Genomic DNA, 20,548 nt, shown 5'->3' on the forward strand with positions numbered 1-20,548 from the left:
CAGTCACCCAACCCGCACGACAGCCGCACCAACACAAGGGGTGCCGGGGAGAAACGCGTCACGACGGCCGCATACCATCGACCAGAGACGACGCTTCTAACGAGGGGACACCGTGGACGTGAGCGGCGGCAGCGGGCAGCCCCGGTCGGACAACGCCGAACCGACCGAGCACCCCGCAGGTCCTACGGCCCCCACCAACGACGCAGGCCCGGCCCCCACCGACGCCCGCGCCAAAGACCCGGACCGGCAGTCACCCGCCGACGCCCCGGCACCCGAACCGGCCACCGACACGCCCCCGGCGCCCCACGAGGCCTCCCAGGAGCCGACGACCGCCGCCCCCGCTCCAGAGCCCGGCCCCGAGCCGCCCACGGCCACTCCCGCGCCCCAGGAACCGACCACCGATCACGTGCCGGTCCCTGGGCCGGACCAGGAGTCGACCGCCGATACACGTTCGGCCGACGTAGCCCACCGGGAAGCGGCCACTGAGGCCCCGGAGTCCCGCCCGGAGCCGACCGCCGGTCCCCGTCCGGACGGCGAAGCGCACCGGGAGCCGGCCACCGGCCCCGTCCCGGAGCAGGAGCCGCGGCGGCAGCCGGGCGCCGGTGTCACCCCGGCCCCCGGCATCCATGCCGAAGCCGCGTCCGGACCGCGTCCCGCCTCGGTACCCGAGGCGCGCAAGGACTCACCCGCCGAGAGCCCCCGGGAAGGCGACGGACGGGCCCACGCACAGTCCGGGACGGCCAAGGGACGGCCGCCGCAGCGGCCCAAGGAGCCCGGCGGCGGACTGCTCATGGGACGGCCCTTCGGCGTACCCGTGTACGTCGCCCCCAGCTGGTTCCTCGTCGCCGCGCTCATCACCTGGGTCTTCGGCGGCCAGCTCGACCGCGTACTGCCCGAACTCGGCGCCGCCCGCTACCTCGTCTCCCTCTTCTTCGCCGTCGCCTTCTACGCCTCCGTCCTGGTCCACGAACTCGCCCACACCGTCGCCGCGATCCGCTTCAACCTCCCCGTCCGCCGCATCCAGCTCCAGTTCTTCGGCGGTGTCTCCGAGATCGAGAAGGAAGCCGAGACCCCCGGACGGGAGTTCGTCCTTGCCTTCGTCGGCCCCCTGCTCTCCCTGATCCTCTCCGGCGTCTTCTATCTCGCCATGCAACCCGTCCGGCCCGGCACCGTACCCGGCGTCCTGCTGGCCGGCCTCATGGTCTCCAACCTCATCGTCGCCGCCTTCAACCTCCTGCCCGGCCTCCCCCTCGACGGCGGCCGCATGCTCCGCGCCGTCGTCTGGAAGATCACCGGCAGACCCATGAGCGGCACCGTCGCCGCCGCCTGGGTCGGCCGCGCCCTCGCCATCTCCGTCCTCGTCGGCCTCCCACTGCTCAACCAGTCGGGCGCCTTCGGGGGCGGCGGCGAGGACATCAACGGCATGGACACCGTCACCGACGCCCTGCTCGCCGCCATCCTCGCCGCCATCATCTGGACCGGCGCCGGCAACAGCCTGCGCATGGCCCGCCTGCGCGAACACCTCCCGGAACTCCGCGCCCGTACCCTCACCCGCCGCGCCGTCCCCGTCGAGACCGACACCCCCCTCTCCGAAGCCCTGCGCCGCGCCAACGCCGCCGGCGCCCGCGCCCTCGTCGTCGTCGACGCCGACGGCACCCCCCTCTCCCTCGTCCGTGAGGCCGCCATCGTCGGCGTACCCGAACACCGCCGCCCCTGGGTCGCCGTCAGCGGCCTCGCCCAGGACCTCACCGACGGCATGCGCGTCTCCGCGGAACTGGCCGGAGAGGCCCTCCTGGACGTCCTGCGCGCCACCCCGGCCACCGAATACCTGGTGGTGGAGGAGACCGGCGAGATCTACGGCGTGCTGTCCGCGGCGGACGTCGAACGGGCCTTCGTCAGGGCCATGGCCCGCCCCAGCTGAACCCCGCCCACCCCGACCGGCGCCCCTTCCCGATGGTCGGAGGCCTCCACAAACCCCGGTAGGCTGGTCACATGTCCGAACCGACCGGTGCCGCCCGCAGGCGCGGGCCCTTCAAGGTCGGGGACCAGGTACAGCTGACCGACCCCAAGGGCCGCCACTACACGTTCACGCTCGAAGCCGGGAAGAACTTCCACACCCACAAGGGCTCCTTCCCGCACGACGAACTGATCGGCGCTCCCGAGGGCAGCGTTGTCCGCACCACCGGCAACGTCGCCTACCTCGCGCTGCGCCCCCTGCTCCCCGACTACGTCCTGTCCATGCCCCGCGGGGCAGCCGTCGTCTACCCCAAGGACGCGGGGCAGATCCTCTCCTTCGCCGACATCTTCCCCGGCGCCCGCGTCGTCGAAGCCGGCGTCGGCTCCGGATCGCTCAGCAGCTTCCTGCTGCGCGCCATCGGCGACCAGGGCATGCTGCACAGCTACGAACGCCGCGCGGACTTCGCCGAGATCGCCCAGCAGAACGTGGAACGCTACTTCGGCGGCCCCCACCCGGCCTGGCAGCTCACCGTCGGTGACCTGCAGGACAACCTCTCGGACACCGACGTCGACCGTGTCATCCTCGACATGCTCGCCCCCTGGGAATGCCTGGAGGCCGTCTCCAAGGCACTCGTCCCCGGCGGCATCCTGTGCTGCTACGTCGCCACCACCACCCAGCTCGCCCGGACCGTCGAGTCCATCCGCGAGATCGGCTGCTTCAACGAGCCGACCTCCTGGGAGACGATGATCCGCAACTGGCACGTCGAAGGCCTCGCCGTCCGCCCCGACCACCGGATGATCGGCCACACCGGCTTCCTGCTCACCGCCCGCCGCCTCGCCGACGGCGTCGAACCGCCCATGCGCCGCCGCCGCCCCGCCAAGGGCGCCTACGGCGAGGACTACGACGGCCCCAACGCCGACGGCGGCGCCGGCCGCTGAGCCTGCCCCCTCGGCCCCGCCCGAGGGGCGGCACCCGCACCGCCGACCGACCAACGTACGAGCGCCGCAGCCCAGTTCCCCGGACCCCGCCGGAACTCGGCCGCGGCGCTCACGCGTTGACCCGACAGGCTCACCCGCCGACCGGACAGCGGGCCCGCGGAACCCCACCCCAGCGGAAGCCCACCCCGCCGTTCCCTCCCACTGTGACGTGTGGCACGATGCAGGCCATCCCCCCTGGCACAGGCCTCACAGGAGACACTCCTAGTGCAGCAATCCGTGGTCCCGGAGCTCGCTCACACCGACACCCGCCCCATGCACTGGCTCGCCACCGCCACCGCGGTGGCCGGCGTCGTGGCCCTCTCGTCCTTCCTCCAGCCGGGCTCGGCCAAGGCCGCCCAGCCCACCGCGGGAACGGAGACGAAGCCCGCCGCCGCGGCCGCCGCGCCGCCCAGCATCACCGGCGTGGACTTCCCCCTCGACTGCGGGCCGGTGAAGGAGAAGGTCGTCAAGAAAGCCACCGGCGACCTCGACGGCGACGGCAGACCGGAAACGGTCGCCGTGGTCCACTGCGACGCCGCCATGGGCACCCCGCCCGACGGCGTCTACGTCCTCACCCAGGCCGCCGGAGCCACCCGGCCCCGCGTCGTCGCCACCCTCGTCGAGCCCAAGGACCGGCTCACGGTCACCGACTTCGCCGTCGCCGACAGAACGGTCACCGCCACCATGCTCGGCTATTCATCGGACAATGTGCCCAGTTGCTGTCCGGACGTGAAGACCAAAGCCAGCTGGCAGTGGAACGGCCACGCGTTCGTACGCTCCACCCCCGTGGCCGCCCACAGCGTCTGACGGCCACCCCCACACCACACAGGCCACGCGGGGTGGCCGGAAAGTCACTCCGCGTCCGGCCCGTACACCTCGACCCGGTCCGCGACCCGGCGCACATGAATGCACTCGCCCGGACACTCCCGCGCCGAGTCCACCACATCCGTCAGCAGCGGCAACGGCACCGGCACCGTCGCCCCCTTCGTGAGCAGCAGCTCGTCGTCCGCGCCCTTCACATAGGCCAGACCATCGATGTCCAGCTCGAACACCTCAGGGGCGTACTGGGCACAGATTCCGTCCCCCGTACACAGATCCTGGTCGATCCAGACCTCAAGCGCCTCACCACCGGCCAGGGCCTCCTGCTGCACGGTCATCTCTCCTGCTCTCGAAAGCGCCGGACCGCAGGACCCGGGGGTCACCCGGTCCCACCCCGGCGGGTGTTGAACGCCCTCGACCCTACCTCCGTCCGGAGCGCACCCACCCGACCCCTCCGCCCACGCCCAGCCCCCGGCCGCCCGCGCACCACCGCGCGTCCGCCCGCGCGGGACAACGGCGCCCGGCCACCGGACCGATCGACTTCGGCCATCCCGAAACCGACGGGATCGATCACGGACACAACCCGGCCGGTCGCTCTGTGTAAGGAACGCGCCACCGGGGCACAACCCCAGAACCGGTATCGGATCGGACAACTCCGGTCAGGTGCGACGGGTTTTGACCATGCCAGGCTCGGAACACGCCGCTTCTGAATCGCGTTGAGTGGGTATCCACCCCGCACGAGTAAGAACGCAACGGGTGACCGACGACACACCTTGACAGTCTTTGTGATCTAGGGGTTTCAATCGACACCCACCCAGGTAGGGTCTGGAAGCGTCCAGCTCCCCTTGGAGGAGGTGAGGACCGTGGCAGCCCACGACGACGACATGAACCGCGGCATCCGCCCGGGACGAGGGTCCGACGACCCGGCCGGGCAGATCGCCTACCTTGAGCAGGAGATCGCCGTCCTGCGACGTAAGCTCGCCGACTCTCCGCGACACACGAGGATTCTCGAAGAGCGGATCGTCGAGCTGCAGACGAACCTGGCCGGCGTGTCCGCCCAGAACGAACGACTCGCGAACACCCTCCGCGAGGCCCGCGACCAGATCGTGGCCCTCAAGGAGGAAGTCGACCGACTCGCACAGCCGCCCGCCGGCTTCGGAGTCTTCCTCACAGCGAACGAGGACGGCACCGCGGACATCTTCACCGGCGGCCGCAAACTGCGGGTGAACGTCAGCCCAAGTGTTGACCTGGACGACCTCAGGCGCGGCCAGGAAGTCATGCTCAACGAAGCGCTCAACGTGGTCGAGGCCATGGAATACGAGCGCGTCGGCGACATCGTCACCCTCAAGGAGATCCTCGAGGACGGCGAGCGCGCCCTCGTACTGGGGCACACCGACGAAGAACGGGTGGTACGGCTCGCCGAACCACTCCTCGACGTCACCATCCGCCCCGGCGACGCCCTGCTCCTCGAACCCCGCTCCGGCTACGTCTACGAGATCGTGCCCAAGAGCGAGGTCGAAGAACTCGTCCTCGAAGAAGTACCCGACATCGGCTACGAGCAGATCGGCGGCCTCGGCGGCCAGATCGAGGCCATCCGCGACGCCGTCGAGCTCCCCTACCTCTACCCGGACCTGTTCAAGGAGCACGAACTGCGCCCGCCCAAGGGCGTCCTGCTCTACGGACCCCCCGGATGCGGCAAGACGCTCATCGCCAAGGCCGTCGCCAACTCGCTGGCCAAAAAGGTCGCCGAGGTCACCGGCCAGGCCGCCGGCAAGAGCTTCTTCCTCAACATCAAGGGCCCCGAGCTCCTGAACAAGTACGTCGGCGAGACCGAGCGGCAGATCCGCCTCGTCTTCCAGCGTGCAAGGGAGAAGGCCAGCGAGGGCACCCCCGTCATCGTCTTCTTCGACGAGATGGAATCCCTGTTCCGGACCCGCGGCTCCGGCGTCAGCTCGGACGTGGAGAACACCATCGTCCCCCAGCTGCTCGCCGAGATCGACGGTGTCGAAGGCCTCCAGAACGTGGTCGTCATCGGCGCCTCCAACCGCGAGGACATGATCGACCCCGCCATCCTCCGCCCCGGCCGCCTCGACGTGAAGATCAAGATCGAGCGTCCCGACGCCGAGGCAGCCAAGGACATCTTCGGCAAGTACCTCACCGAACGCCTCCCGCTCCACTCCGACGACCTCGGAGAACACGGCGGCAGCAAGGCCACCACCGTCGAAAGCATGATCCAGACGGCAGTGGAACACATGTACGCCGAATCCGAGGAAAACCGCTTCCTGGAAGTCACCTACGCCAACGGCGACAAGGAAGTCCTCTACTTCAAGGACTTCAACTCCGGCGCAATGATCGAAAACATCGTCGGACGCGCCAAGAAAATGGCGATCAAGGACTTCCTCGACCACAACTCCAAGGGTCTCCGCGTCTCCCACCTCCTCCAGGCCTGCGTGGACGAGTTCAAGGAGAACGAGGACCTCCCCAACACCACCAACCCCGACGACTGGGCCCGAATCTCCGGAAAGAAGGGCGAACGGATCGTGTACATCCGTACCCTCATCACCGGAAAGCAGGGCGCGGACACCGGACGCTCCATCGACACGGTGGCGAACACCGGACAGTACCTGTAAAACACAGGGCGGCTGCGGGTGCCCTCACCGGGTACCCGCAGCCGACTGTTTTTCCGGCCAAAACCGGAACCGAGGGCGAGCAAGGCAATGACGCAAATGATCTCCCCACCAGCGCAGAGGCGTTCTAGGCTCTTTCCTACCGCCGAGTCGCGCAGTGCGGGGACGGGCACCGCACACGCACCGGAGCGCCAGCGGTACGCGAGCGCAGCCCACGACCGAGGGCTCCGCCGGGCAAGGAGGGCCGCATGACCGTACGGCGAGTAATGGGCATCGAGACGGAGTACGGCATCTCCGTCCCCGGCCACCCCAACGCCAATGCCATGCTCACCTCGTCCCAGATCGTCAACGCCTACGCGGCGGCGATGCACCGGGCCCGACGCGCCCGCTGGGACTTCGAGGAGGAGAACCCGCTACGGGACGCCAGGGGCTTCGACCTCGCCCGGGAGGCCGCCGACGCCAGCCAGCTCACCGACGAGGACATCGGCCTCGCCAACGTCATCCTCACCAACGGCGCGCGCCTCTACGTCGACCACGCCCACCCCGAATACAGCGCCCCCGAGGTCACCAACCCCCGCGACGCCGTCCTCTGGGACAAGGCCGGCGAACGCATCATGGCCGAGGCCGCCGAACGCGCCGCCGCACTCCCCGGCGCCCAGCCCATCCACCTCTACAAGAACAACACCGACAACAAGGGCGCCTCCTACGGCACGCACGAGAACTACCTGATGAAGCGGGAAACCGCCTTCTCCGACATCGTGCGCCACCTCACCCCCTTCTTCGTCTCCCGCCAGGTCGTCACCGGCGCCGGCCGCGTCGGCATCGGCCAGGACGGCCACGAACACGGCTTCCAGCTCAGCCAGCGAGCCGACTACTTCGAGGTCGAGGTAGGCCTGGAGACGACGCTGAAGCGCCCCATCATCAACACCCGCGACGAGCCGCACGCGGACGCGGAGAAATACCGCCGCCTGCACGTGATCATCGGCGACGCGAACCTGTCCGAGATCTCCACCTACCTGAAGCTGGGCACCACAGCCCTGGTCCTCTCCATGATCGAGGACGGCTTCATCGCCGTGGACCTCGCCGTCGACCAGCCCGTACGCACCCTCCACCAGGTCTCCCACGACCCCACGCTCAAGCGCCTCGTCACCCTCCGCAGCGGACGCACACTCACCGCCGTCCAGCTCCAGATGGAGTACTACGAGCTGTCGCGCAAATACGTGGAGGAGCGCTACGGCGCCGACGCCGACGACCAGACCAAGGACGTCCTCGCCCGCTGGGAGGACACCCTCAACCGCCTGGAACACGACCCCATGAGCCTCGCCGGAGAACTCGACTGGGTCGCCAAACTGGAACTCATGGAGGGCTACCGGCGCCGCGACGGCCTCGACTGGGACGCCGCCAAGCTCCACCTCCTCGACCTCCAGTACGCCGACGTCAGGGCCGAGAAGGGCCTCTACAACCGCCTCGCGGCCCGCGGCCGCATGAAGCGGCTCCTGGACGAGACCGACGTCGACAAGGCCCGTACGAGCCCGCCGGAGGACACCCGGGCCTACTTCCGCGGCCGCTGCCTTGAGCAGTACGCCGACGACGTTGCCGCGGCCAGCTGGGACTCGGTGATCTTCGACCTCCCCGGCCGCGACTCCCTCCAGCGGGTCCCAACCCTGGAACCGCTACGCGGAACGCGAAATCACGTCAAGGAGCTCCTGGACCGCTGTCGCACCGCAGAAGACCTGGTCAGGGTCCTCTCCGGCGGCTGAGCGAGCACTCGGACGACACCGGGCGGGCGGGGTCAAAATCCCGCCGCCCGGGAATCATCGAGGTGGCCCCCGTACGTTGGAGAAACTGCGGGGCCGATGTCGGACCCGGCTTGTAGGGTCTGATCATCACCGATCGGCAGGAATGCCGACCTGACGACCATGTCGGGCGAACTGAGCGGGGTGAGGGTTGTGGCAACCAAGGACACCGGCGGCGGACAGCAGAAGGCGACGCACTCCACCGAGGAGGTCGAGGAGCAGGCGGCAGAGTCGCAGGCTTCGGGAGACCTCAAGGAACGGCACGAGAAGCTGAGCGACGACGTCGACTCGGTTCTTGACGAAATTGACGATGTACTCGAGGAGAACGCCGAGGATTTCGTTCGGTCCTTCGTGCAAAAAGGTGGAGAGTAAAGGCGACTTGGTCATATCGCCTTCGAAGTGAAGGTCTCGGGGGGATCTGGTGGCTGAGGAGCCGAACGCGAAGCGCTGCGGGAAATGCGAGCGAGATCTACCTCCTGCGGCGTTCGCGCGAGACAAGAACCGGTGCGATGGCCTCCAGGTGTACTGCCGGGAGTGCGTGGCGGAGTACAGTGCCGCGCACTACCGGCGTCGCCGGGAGGCTATGGGGAAGACCGTCCGCGAGAAGGTGGATGTCCCGGCCGGGCACAAGCGGTGCCCTCAGTGCGAAGTGGTGAAGCCGCACTCCGAGTGGGAGCGCAACAAGACTTCGTCGGACGGCTGGGCGAGTTACTGCCGCGCATGCCGCGCGGAGCGAAACCGGGTCAGCTACTTCAAGCGCAAGTACGGCCTCACCGAAGTCGAGCGTGCCGCGCTGATCGCCTCGCAACAGGGCGTCTGCTGTATCTGTCTATCCGCCCCCGCCGTGCATGTGGATCACTGCCATGAGACGGGTAGGGTCCGTGGCGTACTGTGCTTCAGCTGCAATGCTGCGCTGGGGCAGTTCAAGGATCAGCCCGAAGTCATAAGGCGGGCTGCAGCATACGTGGAAGGAAACGCGTGGAAGCCAACACTCGTAGCACCGGGCGTCTACCGGCTGCCTTCCTGACGCCTGGGTCCTCTTCGTTCATGGACTTTCTCGGTGAGCACCAGCCGGAGTTGCTGCCCGGCAAGCGGCAGTTGCCGCCCACGCAGGGGGTGATCGAGGCGCCGCACGGGACGACGATCGTCGCGGTGACCTTCCCCGGGGGCGTGGTGCTCGCCGGTGACCGTCGGGCCACGATGGGCAACGTGATCGCTCAGCGGGACATCGAGAAGGTGTTCCCGACCGACGAGTACTCGGCCGTCGGTATCGCCGGCACCGCCGGTCTCGCCGTGGAGATGGTGAAGCTCTTCCAGCTGGAGCTGGAGCACTTCGAGAAGGTCGAGGGTGCTCAGCTGTCGTTGGAGGGCAAGGCGAACCGGCTGTCGACGATGATCCGCTCCAACCTCGGTATGGCCATGCAGGGGCTGGCGGTCGTGCCGTTGTTCGCCGGGTTCGACGTGGACCGGGCCAAGGGGCGGATCTTCTCGTACGACGTCACGGGTGGCCGTTCCGAGGAGCACAACTTCTCCGCGACGGGTTCGGGCTCGATCTTCGCGCGGGGTGCGATGAAGAAGCTGTTCCGTGACGACCTGTCCGAGGAGCAGGCGACCACTTTGGTGGTGCAGGCTCTGTACGACGCGGCCGACGACGACTCGGCGACCGGTGGTCCCGATGTCGCCCGCCGGATCTACCCGATCATCACCGTGATCACCGAGGACGGGTTCCGTCGGCTCACCGACGACGAGTCCGCCGAGCTCGCCCGTGCGGTGCTGGCGCGCCGTCTGGAGCAGCCGGACGGTCCGCGCGCGGCGCTGCTCTGAGGCGCCCGGCGTTTCTTGTGAAGGTGGTCCCAGTGACTTCGACGGAACCCTAAGGAAGGGGACGGATACCGGTGTCGACGCCGTTCTATGTCTCACCTCAGCAGGCGATGGCGGACCGTGCCGAGTACGCCCGTAAGGGCATCGCGCGTGGCCGCAGCCTGGTTGTGCTTCAGTTCGCCGACGGCATTGTGTTCGTCGGTGAGAACCCGTCCCGTGCATTGCACAAGTTCAGCGAGATCTATGACCGGATCGGTTTCGCGGCCGCCGGCAAGTACAACGAGTACGAGAATCTGCGGATCGGTGGTGTGCGGTACGCGGATCTGCGTGGTTACACCTATGACCGTGATGATGTGACCGCGCGTGGTCTTGCCAACGTGTATGCGCAGACGCTGGGCACGATTTTCTCGAGTGCGGCGGAGAAGCCGTACGAGGTGGAGCTGGTTGTCGCCGAGGTGGGGGAGACTCCCGAGGGTGATCAGATCTATCGGTTGCCGCACGACGGTTCGATCGTGGATGAGCACGGTTCGGTCGCGGTGGGTGGCAATGCGGAGCAGATCAGTACGTATCTGGACCGTGAGCATCGGGAGGGGATGACTCTTGCCGAGGCTCTGAAGCTGGCTGTGACGGCTCTGTCGCGGGAGCCGAACGGGACTCAGCGGGAGATTCCGGCGGAGCGGCTCGAGGTCGCGGTGCTGGACCGTACGCGTCCGCAGCAGCGGAAGTTCAAGCGCATTGTGGGTCCGCAGCTGGGCCGGTTGCTGGAGGCCGACGGTGCGGCGACGGCGGCCGAGGCGGAGGCCGATGTGGAGGAGTCCGGCGGGGACGTCGAGTAGTCCTGTTCTTGTCTCACCCGCTCAGCGCGCCCCGTCCGGGAGTTTCCGGGCGGGGCGCGGGTGTTTTCCGTGGTGTCAGGGGCGCGGCGGGGGTGCTGTGGAGCCTCGTACGACGAGTTCGACGGGGATGTCCCCGGCTTCCGGTTCCCGGCCTTCCAGGACGGCCAGGAGGGCTCGCATGCCGTGTTCGCCGAAGAGTTCGGCGTCGAGTCGTACGGTGGTGAGTTCGGGGTCGATGGCGGTGGCGAGGGCGAGGTCGTCGAGGCCGGTGACGGAGATGTCGTCGGGGATGCGGAGGCCGAGGCGGCGGAGGGCTTTGTAGGCGCCGGCGGCGAGTTTGTCGTCGTCGCAGACGAGGGCGGTGGGGCGGGGGCCGGGGGTGGTGAGGGCGGCTTCGGTGGCTGCGAGGGCGCCTTCGATGGAGATGGGGGCGTGGACGGTGCGGACCGTGGCGTCGGGGATGCCTGTGGTGTGTGCGGCCAGTTCTCGGGCGCGTACTTCGAAGGTCCATGAGGCGACGTCGGCGGCCAGGTGCAGGAAGTGCCGGTGGCCGAGGTTCAGCAGGTGTTCGGCGACCTGGCGTACGCCGTCGGCGATGTCCAGGTTGACGGTGGCGGCGCCGTGGCTGCCTTCGGGGTCGCTGTCGAGCATGACGAGGGGGAGTTGGTCGCCGCGGATGGTGGTGAGGGCGTCGGCGGCCATGGAGGAGGCGATGACGCCGTCGAGGGCGGCCTGGGCGGAGGCGAAGGGGTCGGGGGCGGGGCCGATGCCTTCGGGGGAGGGGTAGAGGACGACCCCGAAGCCGTGTTCGGAGGCGACGCGGGCGGCGCCGGTGTAGACGCCCGCGAAGAACTCGGTGGTGAGGGCGGGGACGACCAGGAGGACGGTCCGGGTGTGGCCGAGGCGGAGGTTGCGGGCGGCGAGGTTGGGGCGGTAGCCGAGGGTGCGGGCGGCTTCGCGGACGCGTTCGGCGGTGGTTTCGGAGACGCGGCCGCGCCATTTGTCGCCGAGGACGAGTGACACGGCTGCCTGGGAGACGCCGGCGGCCTGGGCTACGTCGCGGCTCGTGGGGCGCGTGTTGCTGCGTGCCACCGGGGGTGTGCTCCGTTCGTGTGGACGTGTGAACAGCGCACATGGTACGTATGGGAGGCGACGTTATACGTAACACTTGGAGGCGGGTCATGGCCGCGGGGTATCTGGAGATCCTCAGGGCGAGGCACGCGGCCCGGTTGCTGGCGGGCACTCTGGTGGGGCGGTTGCCCAATGCCACGGCCGCCATCGCGATCGTGCTGTTCGTGCGTACGGAGGGTGGTACCTACAGCCTGGCGGGGGCGCTCGCGGCGGCGTACGGCGTGGCCAATGCGGTCGGTCAGCCGGTGCTCGGCCGGCTGGTGGATCTGCACGGTCAGCCGCGTGTCCAGTTGCCTGCGGCGCTGGCGTCGGCGCTCGCCATGGCCGGGTTCGCGTTCGCCGGTACCGATCCGCTGCCGGTCGCCTATGTGTGCGTGGCGGCCGCCGGGTTGTTCACGCCTCCTCTGGAGGGCGGTCTGCGTGCCCTGTGGCCGGATGTGCTCGGCGGGGAGGACCGGGTGTACACGGCGTATGCGATGGACGCGGTGGCGCAGGAAGCCATGTACGCCGTGGGGCCGTTGCTGGTGACGTTGTGCGTGTCGCTGTGGTCGGCGCAGGTGGCGGTGCTGGTCGTGAACGTGGTGGGGGTGTTCGGGGCGCTCTCCGTCGTCGTCTCGCCGCCGTCGCGCGCGTGGCGTTCGGCGCCGCGTGAGGCGCACTGGCTCGGTGCTCTTCGCTCGTCGGGGCTGTTGGCGTTGCTGGCCGCGTTCCTCTTCGTCGGGATCGCGCTGGGTTCGATCACGGTGGCGTCGGTGCCGTACGCGGACGGCCATGGTGGTGACGGGGTGTACGGCTGGCTGATGGCCGCGCTGGGGCTGGGTGCGCTGCTGGGGGGCACCGTCTACGGTGCGCGGCAGTGGCCGGGGGAGCCGGCGCGGCGACTGCGGGTGCTGGTGGCGCTTCTGGCGGTGTGTTATCTGCCGCTGATGGTGATGCCCGGTGCGGTGGCCATGGTGTTGCTCACGGTCCTCGCCGGTGTGTTCCTCGCTCCTGCCATCGCATGTGCGTTCGTGCTGGTGGACCGGCATGCGCCGGCGGGGACGGTGACCGAGGCGTTCTCCTGGTTTGTGACGACCATCACGGTCGGGGTGTCGGTGGGAACGGGCCTTGCGGGGCCGGTGGTCGAGGCGGGCGGGGCGCTGTGGGGGTTCGCGGTGCCGGGGGCGGCGGGGGGTGTGTCGTTGCTGGTCCTGGTGGTCACGGGGCGGGTCCTCGCAGCTCCCGGTGGGGGTGCGGTGGTTGCGGCCGGTTCGGAAAATGATCCAAATCGTGCTGCCGAACCCCGTTTCAGCTCAGGGGATCGGGCGTAATGTTCAGTCATGGACCGCCGCATTTTCGGGCTGGAGAACGAGTACGGCGTCACGTGCACGTTCAGGGGACAGCGCCGCCTGTCGCCTGACGAGGTGGCGCGGTACCTCTTCCGCCGTGTCGTGTCATGGGGCCGTAGCAGCAATGTCTTTCTGCGGAACGGCGCCCGGCTGTATCTCGACGTGGGCTCACATCCGGAATACGCGACACCCGAATGTGACAATGTGATCGAACTGGTCACTCACGACAAGGCCGGCGAGCGCATTCTCGAAGGGCTGTTGGTGGACGCCGAACGACGCCTGCATGAGGAAGGAATCGCGGGCGACGTCTACCTTTTCAAGAACAACACGGACTCGGCGGGCAACTCCTATGGTTGCCACGAGAACTATCTGGTGGCGCGGCACGGGGAGTTCTCCCGGCTCGCCGACATCCTCATTCCGTTCCTGGTGACCCGGCAGTTGCTGTGCGGTGCCGGAAAGGTGCTGCAGACGCCGCGGGGTGCGGTGTACTGCGTGAGCCAGCGGGCGGAGCACATCTGGGAGGGCGTGTCGTCGGCGACGACGCGTTCCCGGCCGATCATCAACACCCGGGACGAGCCGCACGCGGACGCCGAGCGGTACCGCCGGCTGCATGTCATCGTGGGCGACTCGAACATGTCCGAGACGACGATGCTGCTGAAGGTCGGTGCCACCGACCTGGTGCTGCGCATGATCGAGGCGGGCACGGTGATGCGGGATCTGACCCTGGAGAACCCGATCCGGGCGATCCGCGAGGTCAGCCATGACATCACGGGCCGGCGCAAGGTGCGTCTGGCCAGTGGCCGGGAGGCTTCGGCGCTGGAGGTGCAGCGGGAGTACTTCGAGAAGGCCGTGGACTTCTGCGAGCGTCGCGGTATCCGCACCGGCACGGTCGAGCAGGTCCTGGAGTTGTGGGGCCGGACGCTGGACGCGATCGAGGCGGAGGACCTGGACCGGATCGGCACCGAGATCGACTGGGTGATGAAGTACAAGCTCATCGAGCGGTACCGGGCCAAGCACAACATGACCATGTCTCATCCGCGGGTGGCGCAGATAGACCTCGCCTATCACGACATTCACCGTCGTCGTGGTCTGTATTACCTGCTGGAGAAGAAGGGGCAAGCCGCGAGGATCTGCAATGACTTGAAGATCTTCGAGGGCAAGTCGGTGCCACCGCAGACGACTCGGGCGCGGTTGCGCGGTGACTTCATCCGGCGGGCCCAGGAGCAGCGGCGGGACTTCACGGTCGACTGGGTGCATCTGAAGCTGAACGACCAGGCGCAGCGCACCGTGTTGTGCAAGGACCCGTTCCGTTCGGTCGACGATCGGGTGGAGAAGCTGATCGCCGGTATGTGAGCCGGTATGTGAGCGAACGCCACACGGGCGCCGTACTTTCCGGTACGGCGCCCGTGTCACGTCGTAGAGTTGCGCGCACGCCATCCGCAAGATCGACCGATTACGAGGCTCTTCCGTGCGCCGACGCTCTCTTCTCCTTGCCGCTGTTCCCGTAGGACTGGTCACGGTCGCCGGGTGTGGTGACAACTCGTCCTCTTCCAGCAAGGCCAGCGCGTCGCCGCAGGCGTCGGCTTCCTCGGTGCCGCCGCCGAAGATCGTGGACGGGCCGTTGCCGGCGATCACGGCGGGGACGAAGTTCGACGAGAAGCCGACGGTCGCGAAGGGCAGCGGGGATCCGTCGAAGAACCTGGCGGTCAAGACGGTGATCGCGGGCAGCGGCAAGACGGTCGCGGAGAACGACTTCGTCCAGGCCAACTACCTGGGGCAGATCTGGTCCACGGGGAAGGTCTTCGACCAGTCGTACGACCGTGAGCCGCTGCTCATGCAGCTTGCCGCGGGCAGCATCATCGACGGCTGGCGGTACGGGCTGGCCGGGAAGAAGGCCGGCAGCCGGGTGCTGATGGCCGTGCCGCCGACCTGGGGGTACGGCAGTTCGGGCAATGCGCAGGCGGGGATCAAGGGCACGGACACGCTGGTGTTCGTGGTGGATGTGCTGAACTCGTTCAACTCGAAGAGTTCCAGCACGGGCAAGGAGGTCGCGCAGAGCGACTCCGCGCTGCCGAAGGTGGGGACGAACACCGACGGCAAGGCTCCGTCGATCGACATTCCGAAGGTCGACCCGCCGAAGAAGCTGGTGTCGAACTATGTGCTGGAGGGTGACGGCGCGGAGGTGAAGTCGTCGCAGACGATCCTGTGCCAGTTCAAGGGTGAGGTCTGGGACAGCGGCAAGGCCTTCGAGCAGACGTATGAGAGCGGGCGGCTGGCCCAGTTCTCGATCACGCAGATGGAGCAGGTCCTCAAGGGGCTGTCGCAGGGGCTCACCGGCAAGAAGGTGGGCAGCAGGGTGCTGGTCGTGGTGCCGCCGGAGCTGGCCTATGGGAACAACCCGCCGAGCGGTGGTGTGGTGAAGAAGGGGTCCACGCTGGTGTTCTCGGTGGACATCCTGGCGGCGATGTAGCCGGGGCGGGCGTGACCGGGGTGGGGATGAAAGAATGTCCGGGTTCCGTGTCGTACACAAGCAGGAGCTAGAGACGTGAGCATCGACAAGCCCGAGATCGACTTCCCGGAGGGCGAGCCCCCGGCGGATCTGGAGATCAAGGACATCTGGGAGGGCGAGGGCGAGGTGGCCCAGGCGGGCCAGACCGTCACCGTGCACTACGTGGGTGTCTCGTTCAGCACCGGCGAGGAGTTCGACGCCAGCTGGAACCGGGGCGCGCCGTTCCGTTTCCCGCTGGGCGGTGGCCGGGTCATCAAGGGCTGGGACCAGGGTGTGCAGGGCATGAAGGTCGGCGGCCGTCGCCAGCTGACCATTCCGGCCCACCTCGCCTACGGCGACCAGAGCCCGACGCCGGCGATCCAGCCCGGCGAGACGCTGATCTTCGTCGTGGATCTGCTCGGGGTCTGATCGTCGTTGCGGCCGGCGCCGTCGGGTGCCGGCCGTTCCCGGTCGGACACCGGCCGGCCGAGGGCTCGTGCCGTGCGCACGGGCCCTCGTTGTTTGTCATGTCCTGCCCGCTTCGGTCCTCGTTGTTCGGACTGGCTTTTGCCGTGACACTCCGGAGCGGTACGGTCATCGGTCAGGAGCACCATAGGGAAGGCGAAGGGCGTCGATGGCCATTGCCAAGGCCGAGCGGCTGATGAACCTGGCGCTGTGTCTGCTGGGGACGCGACGGCCGCTCAGCAAGCGTGAGCTGCGGGAATCCATTGAGGCCTACCTCGAAGCGGGCAGCGACGACTCCTTCAACCGGATGTTCGAGCGGGACAAGGACGATCTGCGCGAGCTCGGACTGGTGATCGAGACCGTCGAGAACCTGGACGGCGAGGTCGGCTATCTCGCGCGCCGCGACAGCAACCGGCTGCCGCCGATCACCCTGGACGCCGAGGAGGCCGCCGCCCTCGGGCTGGCCGCCAAGGTCTGGCAGCAGGCCCGCCTCGCGGGTGCCGCCAGCGGTGCGCTGCAGAAACTGCGGGCCGCCGGGCTTCCCGAGGATGTCGACCCGTACGAGGCCCATGGCGCCCTGGAACCGCGGATCCCCGTGCACGAGGCCGCGTTCGAGCCGCTGATGCTGGCCTGCCGCGACCGCCGCCCGGTCCTCTTCGACTACCGCAAGGCCACCGCCGCCCACCCCGAGCCCCGGCATGTCGAGCCGTGGGCCCTCGAGTGCTGGCGAGGCCACTGGTACCTGGCGGGCTGGGACCGCGACCGGGGCGCCGAGCGGGTGTTCCGGCTGTCCCGGATCACCGGGAAGGTCCGCTCCCGGGGCACCGGCTTCACCGCGCCCGTCCCGGACGTCGTCACCGTCCGCGAGACCGTCGCGAGCTGGGCCGGGGAGATCGCCGACCGCTCCGCGCTGATCCGGCTGCGTTCCGGGTCCGGCTACCCCCTTCGGGCGAAGGCCACGGCGGTGCGGGAACTCGGTGACGGCTGGGACGAGTTGGAGATTCCGTACGGGCACGGGCTGGATGCCTGGCTGGTGGAGTTCGGGCCGGACGTGCTGGTCCTGGAGCCGGCCGAGCTGCGTGCGGACGTGGTGGACCGGCTGCGTGCCGTGGCCAAGGGCTGAGGGGGAGCGGAGCAAGACAGTGGCAGGCAAACCGGTCAGGCCCGTGAACGCCATCGACCAGACCCGGCGGATGCTCTCCCTGGTGACGTATCTGCGCGAGCGGCCCGGCGCCCGGATCGCGGACGTCGCCCGTGCCTTCGGGATCACCGAGGACGAGCTGGTCTCCGACCTGGACGTGCTGCCCATGTGCGGCACCAGCTTCCGGGGCGGCGATCTGCTGGACATCGACACCGACGGCGAGCGGATCTGGTGGCACAACGCGGCCGCGCTCGGCGAGGAGGCCGCGGAACCGCTCAGGCTGGCCGCCGACGAGGCGACCGCGCTCCTGGTCGCCGCCCGTGCGGTGGCCACCCTGCCCGGACTGCGCGAGGGCGACCGGCAGGCGCTGCTGCGGGCCACCGCCAAGGTGGAGACCGCGGCCGGCGAGGCGGGCGACGCCAGCGCCCGCCTTTCGGTGACCTTCGAGGCCGAGGGCGGCGTCTTCGCCGACGTCGACCGGGCGATCGCCGAGCGCCGCCGGCTGTGGATCCGCTACTACTCGCCGGCCCGGGACGAGGTCACCGAGCGCGAGATCGACCCCATCCGCCTGGTCAGCGTCGGGCACACCTATGTGGAGGCCTGGTGCAGGCGCTCCGAGGCCCGGCGGACCTTCCGGCTCGACCGGGTGGCGGAGATCAGGATCCTGGACGAGCCGTCCGCGCCCCCGGAGATCGAGCTGCGCGACCTGTCCGAGGCGCTGGTGCAGCCGGCCGCCGAGGACCCCGAGGTGGTCGTCGAGGTCGGCCCGGCCGGCCGCTGGGTCGCCGAGTACTACCCGCACGACAGCGCGGATGAGCTTCCCGACGGCGGGCTGCGTATTACCCTGCGCACCCCCGAGCCGGCCTCCCTGCGCCGGCTGGCGCTCAGGCTCGGCGGCGACGGCCGGATCGTGTCACCGCCCGAGCTGGCCGACAGCGCCCGCCGGGCGGCCCGCGAGGCACTGGCGGCGTACGACCACGACGTGGAGAGGCAGGGGCGAGGGATTTGAACGAGTCTTCGGGTTCCGGTGTCGCAGACGCGGGGGAGATCACGGTAGCGGCCGCATTCGCCGGGATGAGAAGAGTGGTCCCTGTGGTGTTCAGAGCCGGCTGCCCGGACTGCCGGGGCAGTTTCGAGCTCACCGCGAGCGCCCTGCGGCTGGCCATCGGAGCCACCAGCAAGACGACGTTCTACTCCTTCACCTGCCCCGACTGCGGGGCCGCCGTCCGCAAGCCCGCCGGCGAGCGGATCGTCGAGCTGCTCACCGGCGGCGGGGTCAGGACACTGCGGCTGCACCCCACCGTCTAGGCTCGTCGGCATGTTCTGGCCGATGTTCGCGGTAGCTGTGGGTTTCGTGGGTCTCACCGTGCTCGGAGTGCTCGCCGTGCGGGTCTTCCTGGAGGCGCGGCGGCTGGGCGCGCAGGTCGCGGAGTCGGCACGGCGTATCAACCGGGCCGCCGAGGACCTGGAGCGGGCGGCCGCGAGCACGGCGCGGGCTGTCGACGCACTGTGACGCCCGCTGTGGAAGCGATGTGAGTACCGAGCCGTAAGCGGTTTGTGTCACTTCGCCCTGTCACGGCACCTGTCCCGCCAGGTACGCTGCTGATCGCGGCCCGGCAAAGAGGCCCGGTCCGCGACGCAGGAGTACGCATGGGGATTGCTCGACGTTAACCCCCGCGCGTTACGATCGCTGCCAGCACGATGTTCGGACGAGTGTCCGACCGGTCGGACAGGCCCCGTCGCCTCGGTGAGAAGGTGAAGATTTATGTTCCGCAACGGACTTGAGCCGTGGCACCTGTTGATCCTCGTTGTGGTGATCCTCCTCGTGTTCGGATCCAAGAAGCTGCCGGACATGGCGCGCTCGCTCGGCAAGTCCGCCCGGATCCTGAAGAGCGAGGCGAAGGCGATGAAGGAGGACGGCAAGCCCGCCGGCACCGCCGAGTCGTCCGCCGAGGAGCCCGCGCCCGCTCAGCGCACGATCCAGGCCTCGCCCGGCGACGTGACCAGCTCCCGCCCGGTCAACGAGCCGACGGACACGACTCAGCGCTGACGCGAGGACCGGGGCCATCCGGTCCGCTGCATGAGATGAGGATGTGGGTTGCCCAAGTCTGCCCGCGTTAAGGAGAGCGATCCCGAGGGGCGGATGCCGCTCGCCGATCACTTGCGTGAGCTGCGCAACCGGCTTGCGAAGGGTGTTCTGGCGATCCTCGTCGTCACGATCGTGGCCGCCTTCTTCTACAGGGACATCATCGATGTCGTCACCAAGCCGATGCTTGACGAGATCGGCTGTGGCCAGAGCTTCGGGGAGCTGGCCAACACCAAGAGCGCTCACTGCGCTCACATCACCGTCAGTGGCCTGCTCGCACCGTTCACCCTGGCCCTGAAGGTCTCCCTGATGGCCGGCGTCGTGCTCGCGTCGCCGGTCTGGCTGTACCAGCTGTGGGCGTTCGTCGCGCCGGGGCTGCACCGCACCGAGAAGAAGTACGCCTACGCGTTCGTCGGCTTCGGCTTCCCGCTCTTCCTCGGCGGCGGCTACCTCGCGTTCCACGTGCTGCCCACCACGGCCAAGGTGATGATCGACCTCACACCCTCGGGTGCTGAGAACCTGCTGCCGCTGGACGATCTGCTGGACCTGATCACCCGCATGATCGTCGTCTTCGGCCTCGCCTTCGAGATGCCGTTGCTGCTGGTCATGCTGAACCTCACCGGAATGCTGTCCGGCCGGCGGATGCTGGGCTGGTGGCGCGCCATGATCGTCGGCATCACCATCTTCGCGGCCGTGGCCACACCCAGCCCCGACCCGATGACGATGCTGGCACTGGCGTCACCGATCTGGGCGCTCTACTTCCTCGCCGTGGCCATCTCGCTGCTCAACGACCGGCGCCGGGCGCGCCGCGAGGCCGCGGGCCCGGGTGACGACGAGGCCTCCGACCTGGACCTCACACCCGAGGACATCGGCGAGGTCGAGACCGTCTCCGCCAGCCGCGCGCTGCCCGAGGCCGGTCCTGACCGGGTCAACGGCTACGACGACGTGACCTGACCGGACTCCACGTCACCAAGAGGTGGGCCGCGCCCCCCCCCCCCGCCCCCCCGTGGGGTGCGGGGTCCCCCCAAGGAAGACGCGCGGGGGGGGGCCCAGTTTTGTTTTTTGTGTTTTTATAC

The 20,548-nt window shown here is 68.8% G+C and carries 21 protein-coding genes; 19 read left to right on the forward strand and 2 right to left on the reverse strand.

The genetic code is table 11. The annotated features are described in order from the left end of the window. Nucleotides 1-112: 112 nt before the first annotated feature. The 3 genes from ACIRR9_RS36315 to ACIRR9_RS36325 all read left to right on the forward strand — a co-directional run bounded on the left by ACIRR9_RS36315 (nucleotide 113) and on the right by ACIRR9_RS36325 (nucleotide 3,741). Nucleotides 113-1,921: a site-2 protease family protein gene (locus ACIRR9_RS36315; protein WP_403760923.1), complete on the forward strand. Its 1,809-nt coding sequence runs from the start codon at nucleotides 113-115 to the stop codon at nucleotides 1,919-1,921. 71 nt (nucleotides 1,922-1,992) lie between these two features. Next, the gene (locus ACIRR9_RS36320) at nucleotides 1,993-2,895 is read left to right on the forward strand and encodes a tRNA (adenine-N1)-methyltransferase (RefSeq protein ID WP_089103073.1); all 903 of its coding nucleotides are present in this window, start codon (nucleotides 1,993-1,995) and stop codon (nucleotides 2,893-2,895) included. Nucleotides 2,896-3,159: 264 nt separating this feature from the next. Beyond that, nucleotides 3,160-3,741: a hypothetical protein gene (locus ACIRR9_RS36325; protein ID WP_365346409.1), complete on the forward strand. Its 582-nt coding sequence runs from the start codon at nucleotides 3,160-3,162 to the stop codon at nucleotides 3,739-3,741. Between the two features lie 44 nt (nucleotides 3,742-3,785). On the opposite strand, the gene ACIRR9_RS36330 is transcribed toward ACIRR9_RS36325, so the two are convergent. Further along, complete coding sequence (locus ACIRR9_RS36330) at nucleotides 3,786-4,091, reverse strand: ferredoxin (protein ID WP_403760926.1); 306 nt, start codon at nucleotides 4,089-4,091, stop codon at nucleotides 3,786-3,788. Nucleotides 4,092-4,616: 525 nt separating this feature from the next. Here ACIRR9_RS36330 and arc point away from each other — a divergent pair. The 6 genes from arc to prcA all read left to right on the forward strand — a co-directional run bounded on the left by arc (nucleotide 4,617) and on the right by prcA (nucleotide 10,833). After that, complete coding sequence (arc, locus tag ACIRR9_RS36335; RefSeq protein ID WP_365346405.1) at nucleotides 4,617-6,383, forward strand: proteasome ATPase; 1,767 nt, start codon at nucleotides 4,617-4,619, stop codon at nucleotides 6,381-6,383. A gap of 245 nt (nucleotides 6,384-6,628) precedes the next feature. Continuing rightward, a complete protein-coding gene (gene dop / locus ACIRR9_RS36340) occupies nucleotides 6,629-8,140 on the forward strand; it encodes a depupylase/deamidase Dop (protein ID WP_403760930.1) in 1,512 nt (503 codons plus the stop codon). Between the two features lie 189 nt (nucleotides 8,141-8,329). After that, nucleotides 8,330-8,548: a ubiquitin-like protein Pup gene (locus tag ACIRR9_RS36345; RefSeq protein WP_123982212.1), complete on the forward strand. Its 219-nt coding sequence runs from the start codon at nucleotides 8,330-8,332 to the stop codon at nucleotides 8,546-8,548. Between the two features lie 211 nt (nucleotides 8,549-8,759). Then, nucleotides 8,760-9,203, forward strand: coding sequence for an endonuclease VII domain-containing protein (locus tag ACIRR9_RS36350; RefSeq protein ID WP_403760933.1), 444 nt, complete (start codon nucleotides 8,760-8,762; stop codon nucleotides 9,201-9,203). Then, on the forward strand, nucleotides 9,155-10,000 hold the full coding sequence (gene prcB, locus ACIRR9_RS36355; protein WP_384564357.1) for a proteasome subunit beta: 846 nt from the start codon (nucleotides 9,155-9,157) through the stop codon (nucleotides 9,998-10,000). Before ACIRR9_RS36350 ends, prcB begins: the two co-directional genes overlap by 49 nt. Nucleotides 10,001-10,071: 71 nt before the next feature. Beyond that, on the forward strand, nucleotides 10,072-10,833 hold the full coding sequence (prcA, locus tag ACIRR9_RS36360) for a proteasome subunit alpha (protein ID WP_384564354.1): 762 nt from the start codon (nucleotides 10,072-10,074) through the stop codon (nucleotides 10,831-10,833). 75 nt (nucleotides 10,834-10,908) lie between these two features. Here the strand turns inward: prcA and ACIRR9_RS36365 are convergent, their stop codons facing one another. Next, the gene (locus ACIRR9_RS36365) at nucleotides 10,909-11,925 is read right to left on the reverse strand and encodes a LacI family DNA-binding transcriptional regulator (protein WP_403760937.1); all 1,017 of its coding nucleotides are present in this window, start codon (nucleotides 11,923-11,925) and stop codon (nucleotides 10,909-10,911) included. Between the two features lie 89 nt (nucleotides 11,926-12,014). On the opposite strand from ACIRR9_RS36365, the gene ACIRR9_RS36370 reads away from it, so the two are divergent. The 10 genes from ACIRR9_RS36370 (at nucleotide 12,015) to tatC (ending at nucleotide 20,426) form a co-directional block, all read left to right on the forward strand. Further along, nucleotides 12,015-13,274, forward strand: coding sequence for an MFS transporter (locus tag ACIRR9_RS36370; protein WP_403760939.1), 1,260 nt, complete (start codon nucleotides 12,015-12,017; stop codon nucleotides 13,272-13,274). 9 nt (nucleotides 13,275-13,283) lie between these two features. Further along, nucleotides 13,284-14,645 (forward strand): Pup--protein ligase, encoded by a 1,362-nt coding sequence (gene pafA / locus ACIRR9_RS36375; RefSeq protein WP_161064781.1) that lies wholly within the window; start codon nucleotides 13,284-13,286, stop codon nucleotides 14,643-14,645. A gap of 115 nt (nucleotides 14,646-14,760) precedes the next feature. After that, nucleotides 14,761-15,762, forward strand: a complete 1,002-nt coding sequence (locus ACIRR9_RS36380; protein WP_403760943.1) for an FKBP-type peptidyl-prolyl cis-trans isomerase — start codon at nucleotides 14,761-14,763, stop codon at nucleotides 15,760-15,762. 75 nt (nucleotides 15,763-15,837) lie between these two features. Further along, nucleotides 15,838-16,209 carry an FKBP-type peptidyl-prolyl cis-trans isomerase gene (locus tag ACIRR9_RS36385; protein ID WP_365346388.1) on the forward strand — a complete coding sequence of 124 codons (372 nt, stop codon included), beginning with the start codon at nucleotides 15,838-15,840 and terminating at the stop codon, nucleotides 16,207-16,209. Nucleotides 16,210-16,414: 205 nt separating this feature from the next. Then, nucleotides 16,415-17,368: a helix-turn-helix transcriptional regulator gene (locus ACIRR9_RS36390; RefSeq protein WP_403760946.1), complete on the forward strand. Its 954-nt coding sequence runs from the start codon at nucleotides 16,415-16,417 to the stop codon at nucleotides 17,366-17,368. A gap of 19 nt (nucleotides 17,369-17,387) precedes the next feature. Continuing rightward, nucleotides 17,388-18,395, forward strand: a complete 1,008-nt coding sequence (locus ACIRR9_RS36395; RefSeq protein WP_403760948.1) for a helix-turn-helix transcriptional regulator — start codon at nucleotides 17,388-17,390, stop codon at nucleotides 18,393-18,395. After that, on the forward strand, nucleotides 18,392-18,694 hold the full coding sequence (locus ACIRR9_RS36400; RefSeq protein ID WP_365346383.1) for a hypothetical protein: 303 nt from the start codon (nucleotides 18,392-18,394) through the stop codon (nucleotides 18,692-18,694). The genes ACIRR9_RS36395 and ACIRR9_RS36400 overlap by 4 nt, the downstream gene beginning before the upstream one ends. A 10-nt stretch (nucleotides 18,695-18,704) precedes the next feature. Next, entirely contained in the window at nucleotides 18,705-18,899 is a 195-nt protein-coding gene (locus ACIRR9_RS36405; protein WP_403760951.1) for a hypothetical protein, read from the forward strand. Between the two features lie 252 nt (nucleotides 18,900-19,151). Beyond that, entirely contained in the window at nucleotides 19,152-19,436 is a 285-nt protein-coding gene (tatA, locus tag ACIRR9_RS36410; protein WP_316774611.1) for a Sec-independent protein translocase subunit TatA, read from the forward strand. Between the two features lie 48 nt (nucleotides 19,437-19,484). Beyond that, on the forward strand, nucleotides 19,485-20,426 hold the full coding sequence (tatC, locus tag ACIRR9_RS36415; RefSeq protein ID WP_403760954.1) for a twin-arginine translocase subunit TatC: 942 nt from the start codon (nucleotides 19,485-19,487) through the stop codon (nucleotides 20,424-20,426). Nucleotides 20,427-20,548 lie beyond the last annotated feature (122 nt).

The sequence above is a fragment of the Streptomyces sp. NPDC101234 genome, assembly GCF_044767525.1.
GTDB lineage: Bacteria > Actinomycetota > Actinomycetes > Streptomycetales > Streptomycetaceae > Streptomyces > Streptomyces sasae.

Excerpts from the sequence above, each read along its gene's own strand:
- ACIRR9_RS36320 (WP_089103073.1), top strand. The coding sequence starts at position 1,993 with ATGTCCGAACCGACCGGTGCCGCCCGCAGGCGCGGGCCCTTCAAGGTC.
- ACIRR9_RS36330 (WP_403760926.1), bottom strand. The coding sequence starts at position 4,091 with ATGACCGTGCAGCAGGAGGCCCTGGCCGGTGGTGAGGCGCTTGAGGTC.
- dop (WP_403760930.1), top strand. The coding sequence starts at position 6,629 with ATGACCGTACGGCGAGTAATGGGCATCGAGACGGAGTACGGCATCTCC.
- ACIRR9_RS36350 (WP_403760933.1), top strand. The coding sequence starts at position 8,760 with ATGGGGAAGACCGTCCGCGAGAAGGTGGATGTCCCGGCCGGGCACAAG.
- ACIRR9_RS36370 (WP_403760939.1), top strand. The coding sequence starts at position 12,015 with ATGGCCGCGGGGTATCTGGAGATCCTCAGGGCGAGGCACGCGGCCCGG.
- pafA (WP_161064781.1), top strand. The coding sequence starts at position 13,284 with ATGGACCGCCGCATTTTCGGGCTGGAGAACGAGTACGGCGTCACGTGC.
- ACIRR9_RS36390 (WP_403760946.1), top strand. The coding sequence starts at position 16,415 with ATGGCCATTGCCAAGGCCGAGCGGCTGATGAACCTGGCGCTGTGTCTG.
- ACIRR9_RS36405 (WP_403760951.1), top strand. The coding sequence starts at position 18,705 with ATGTTCTGGCCGATGTTCGCGGTAGCTGTGGGTTTCGTGGGTCTCACC.
- tatA (WP_316774611.1), top strand. The coding sequence starts at position 19,152 with ATGTTCCGCAACGGACTTGAGCCGTGGCACCTGTTGATCCTCGTTGTG.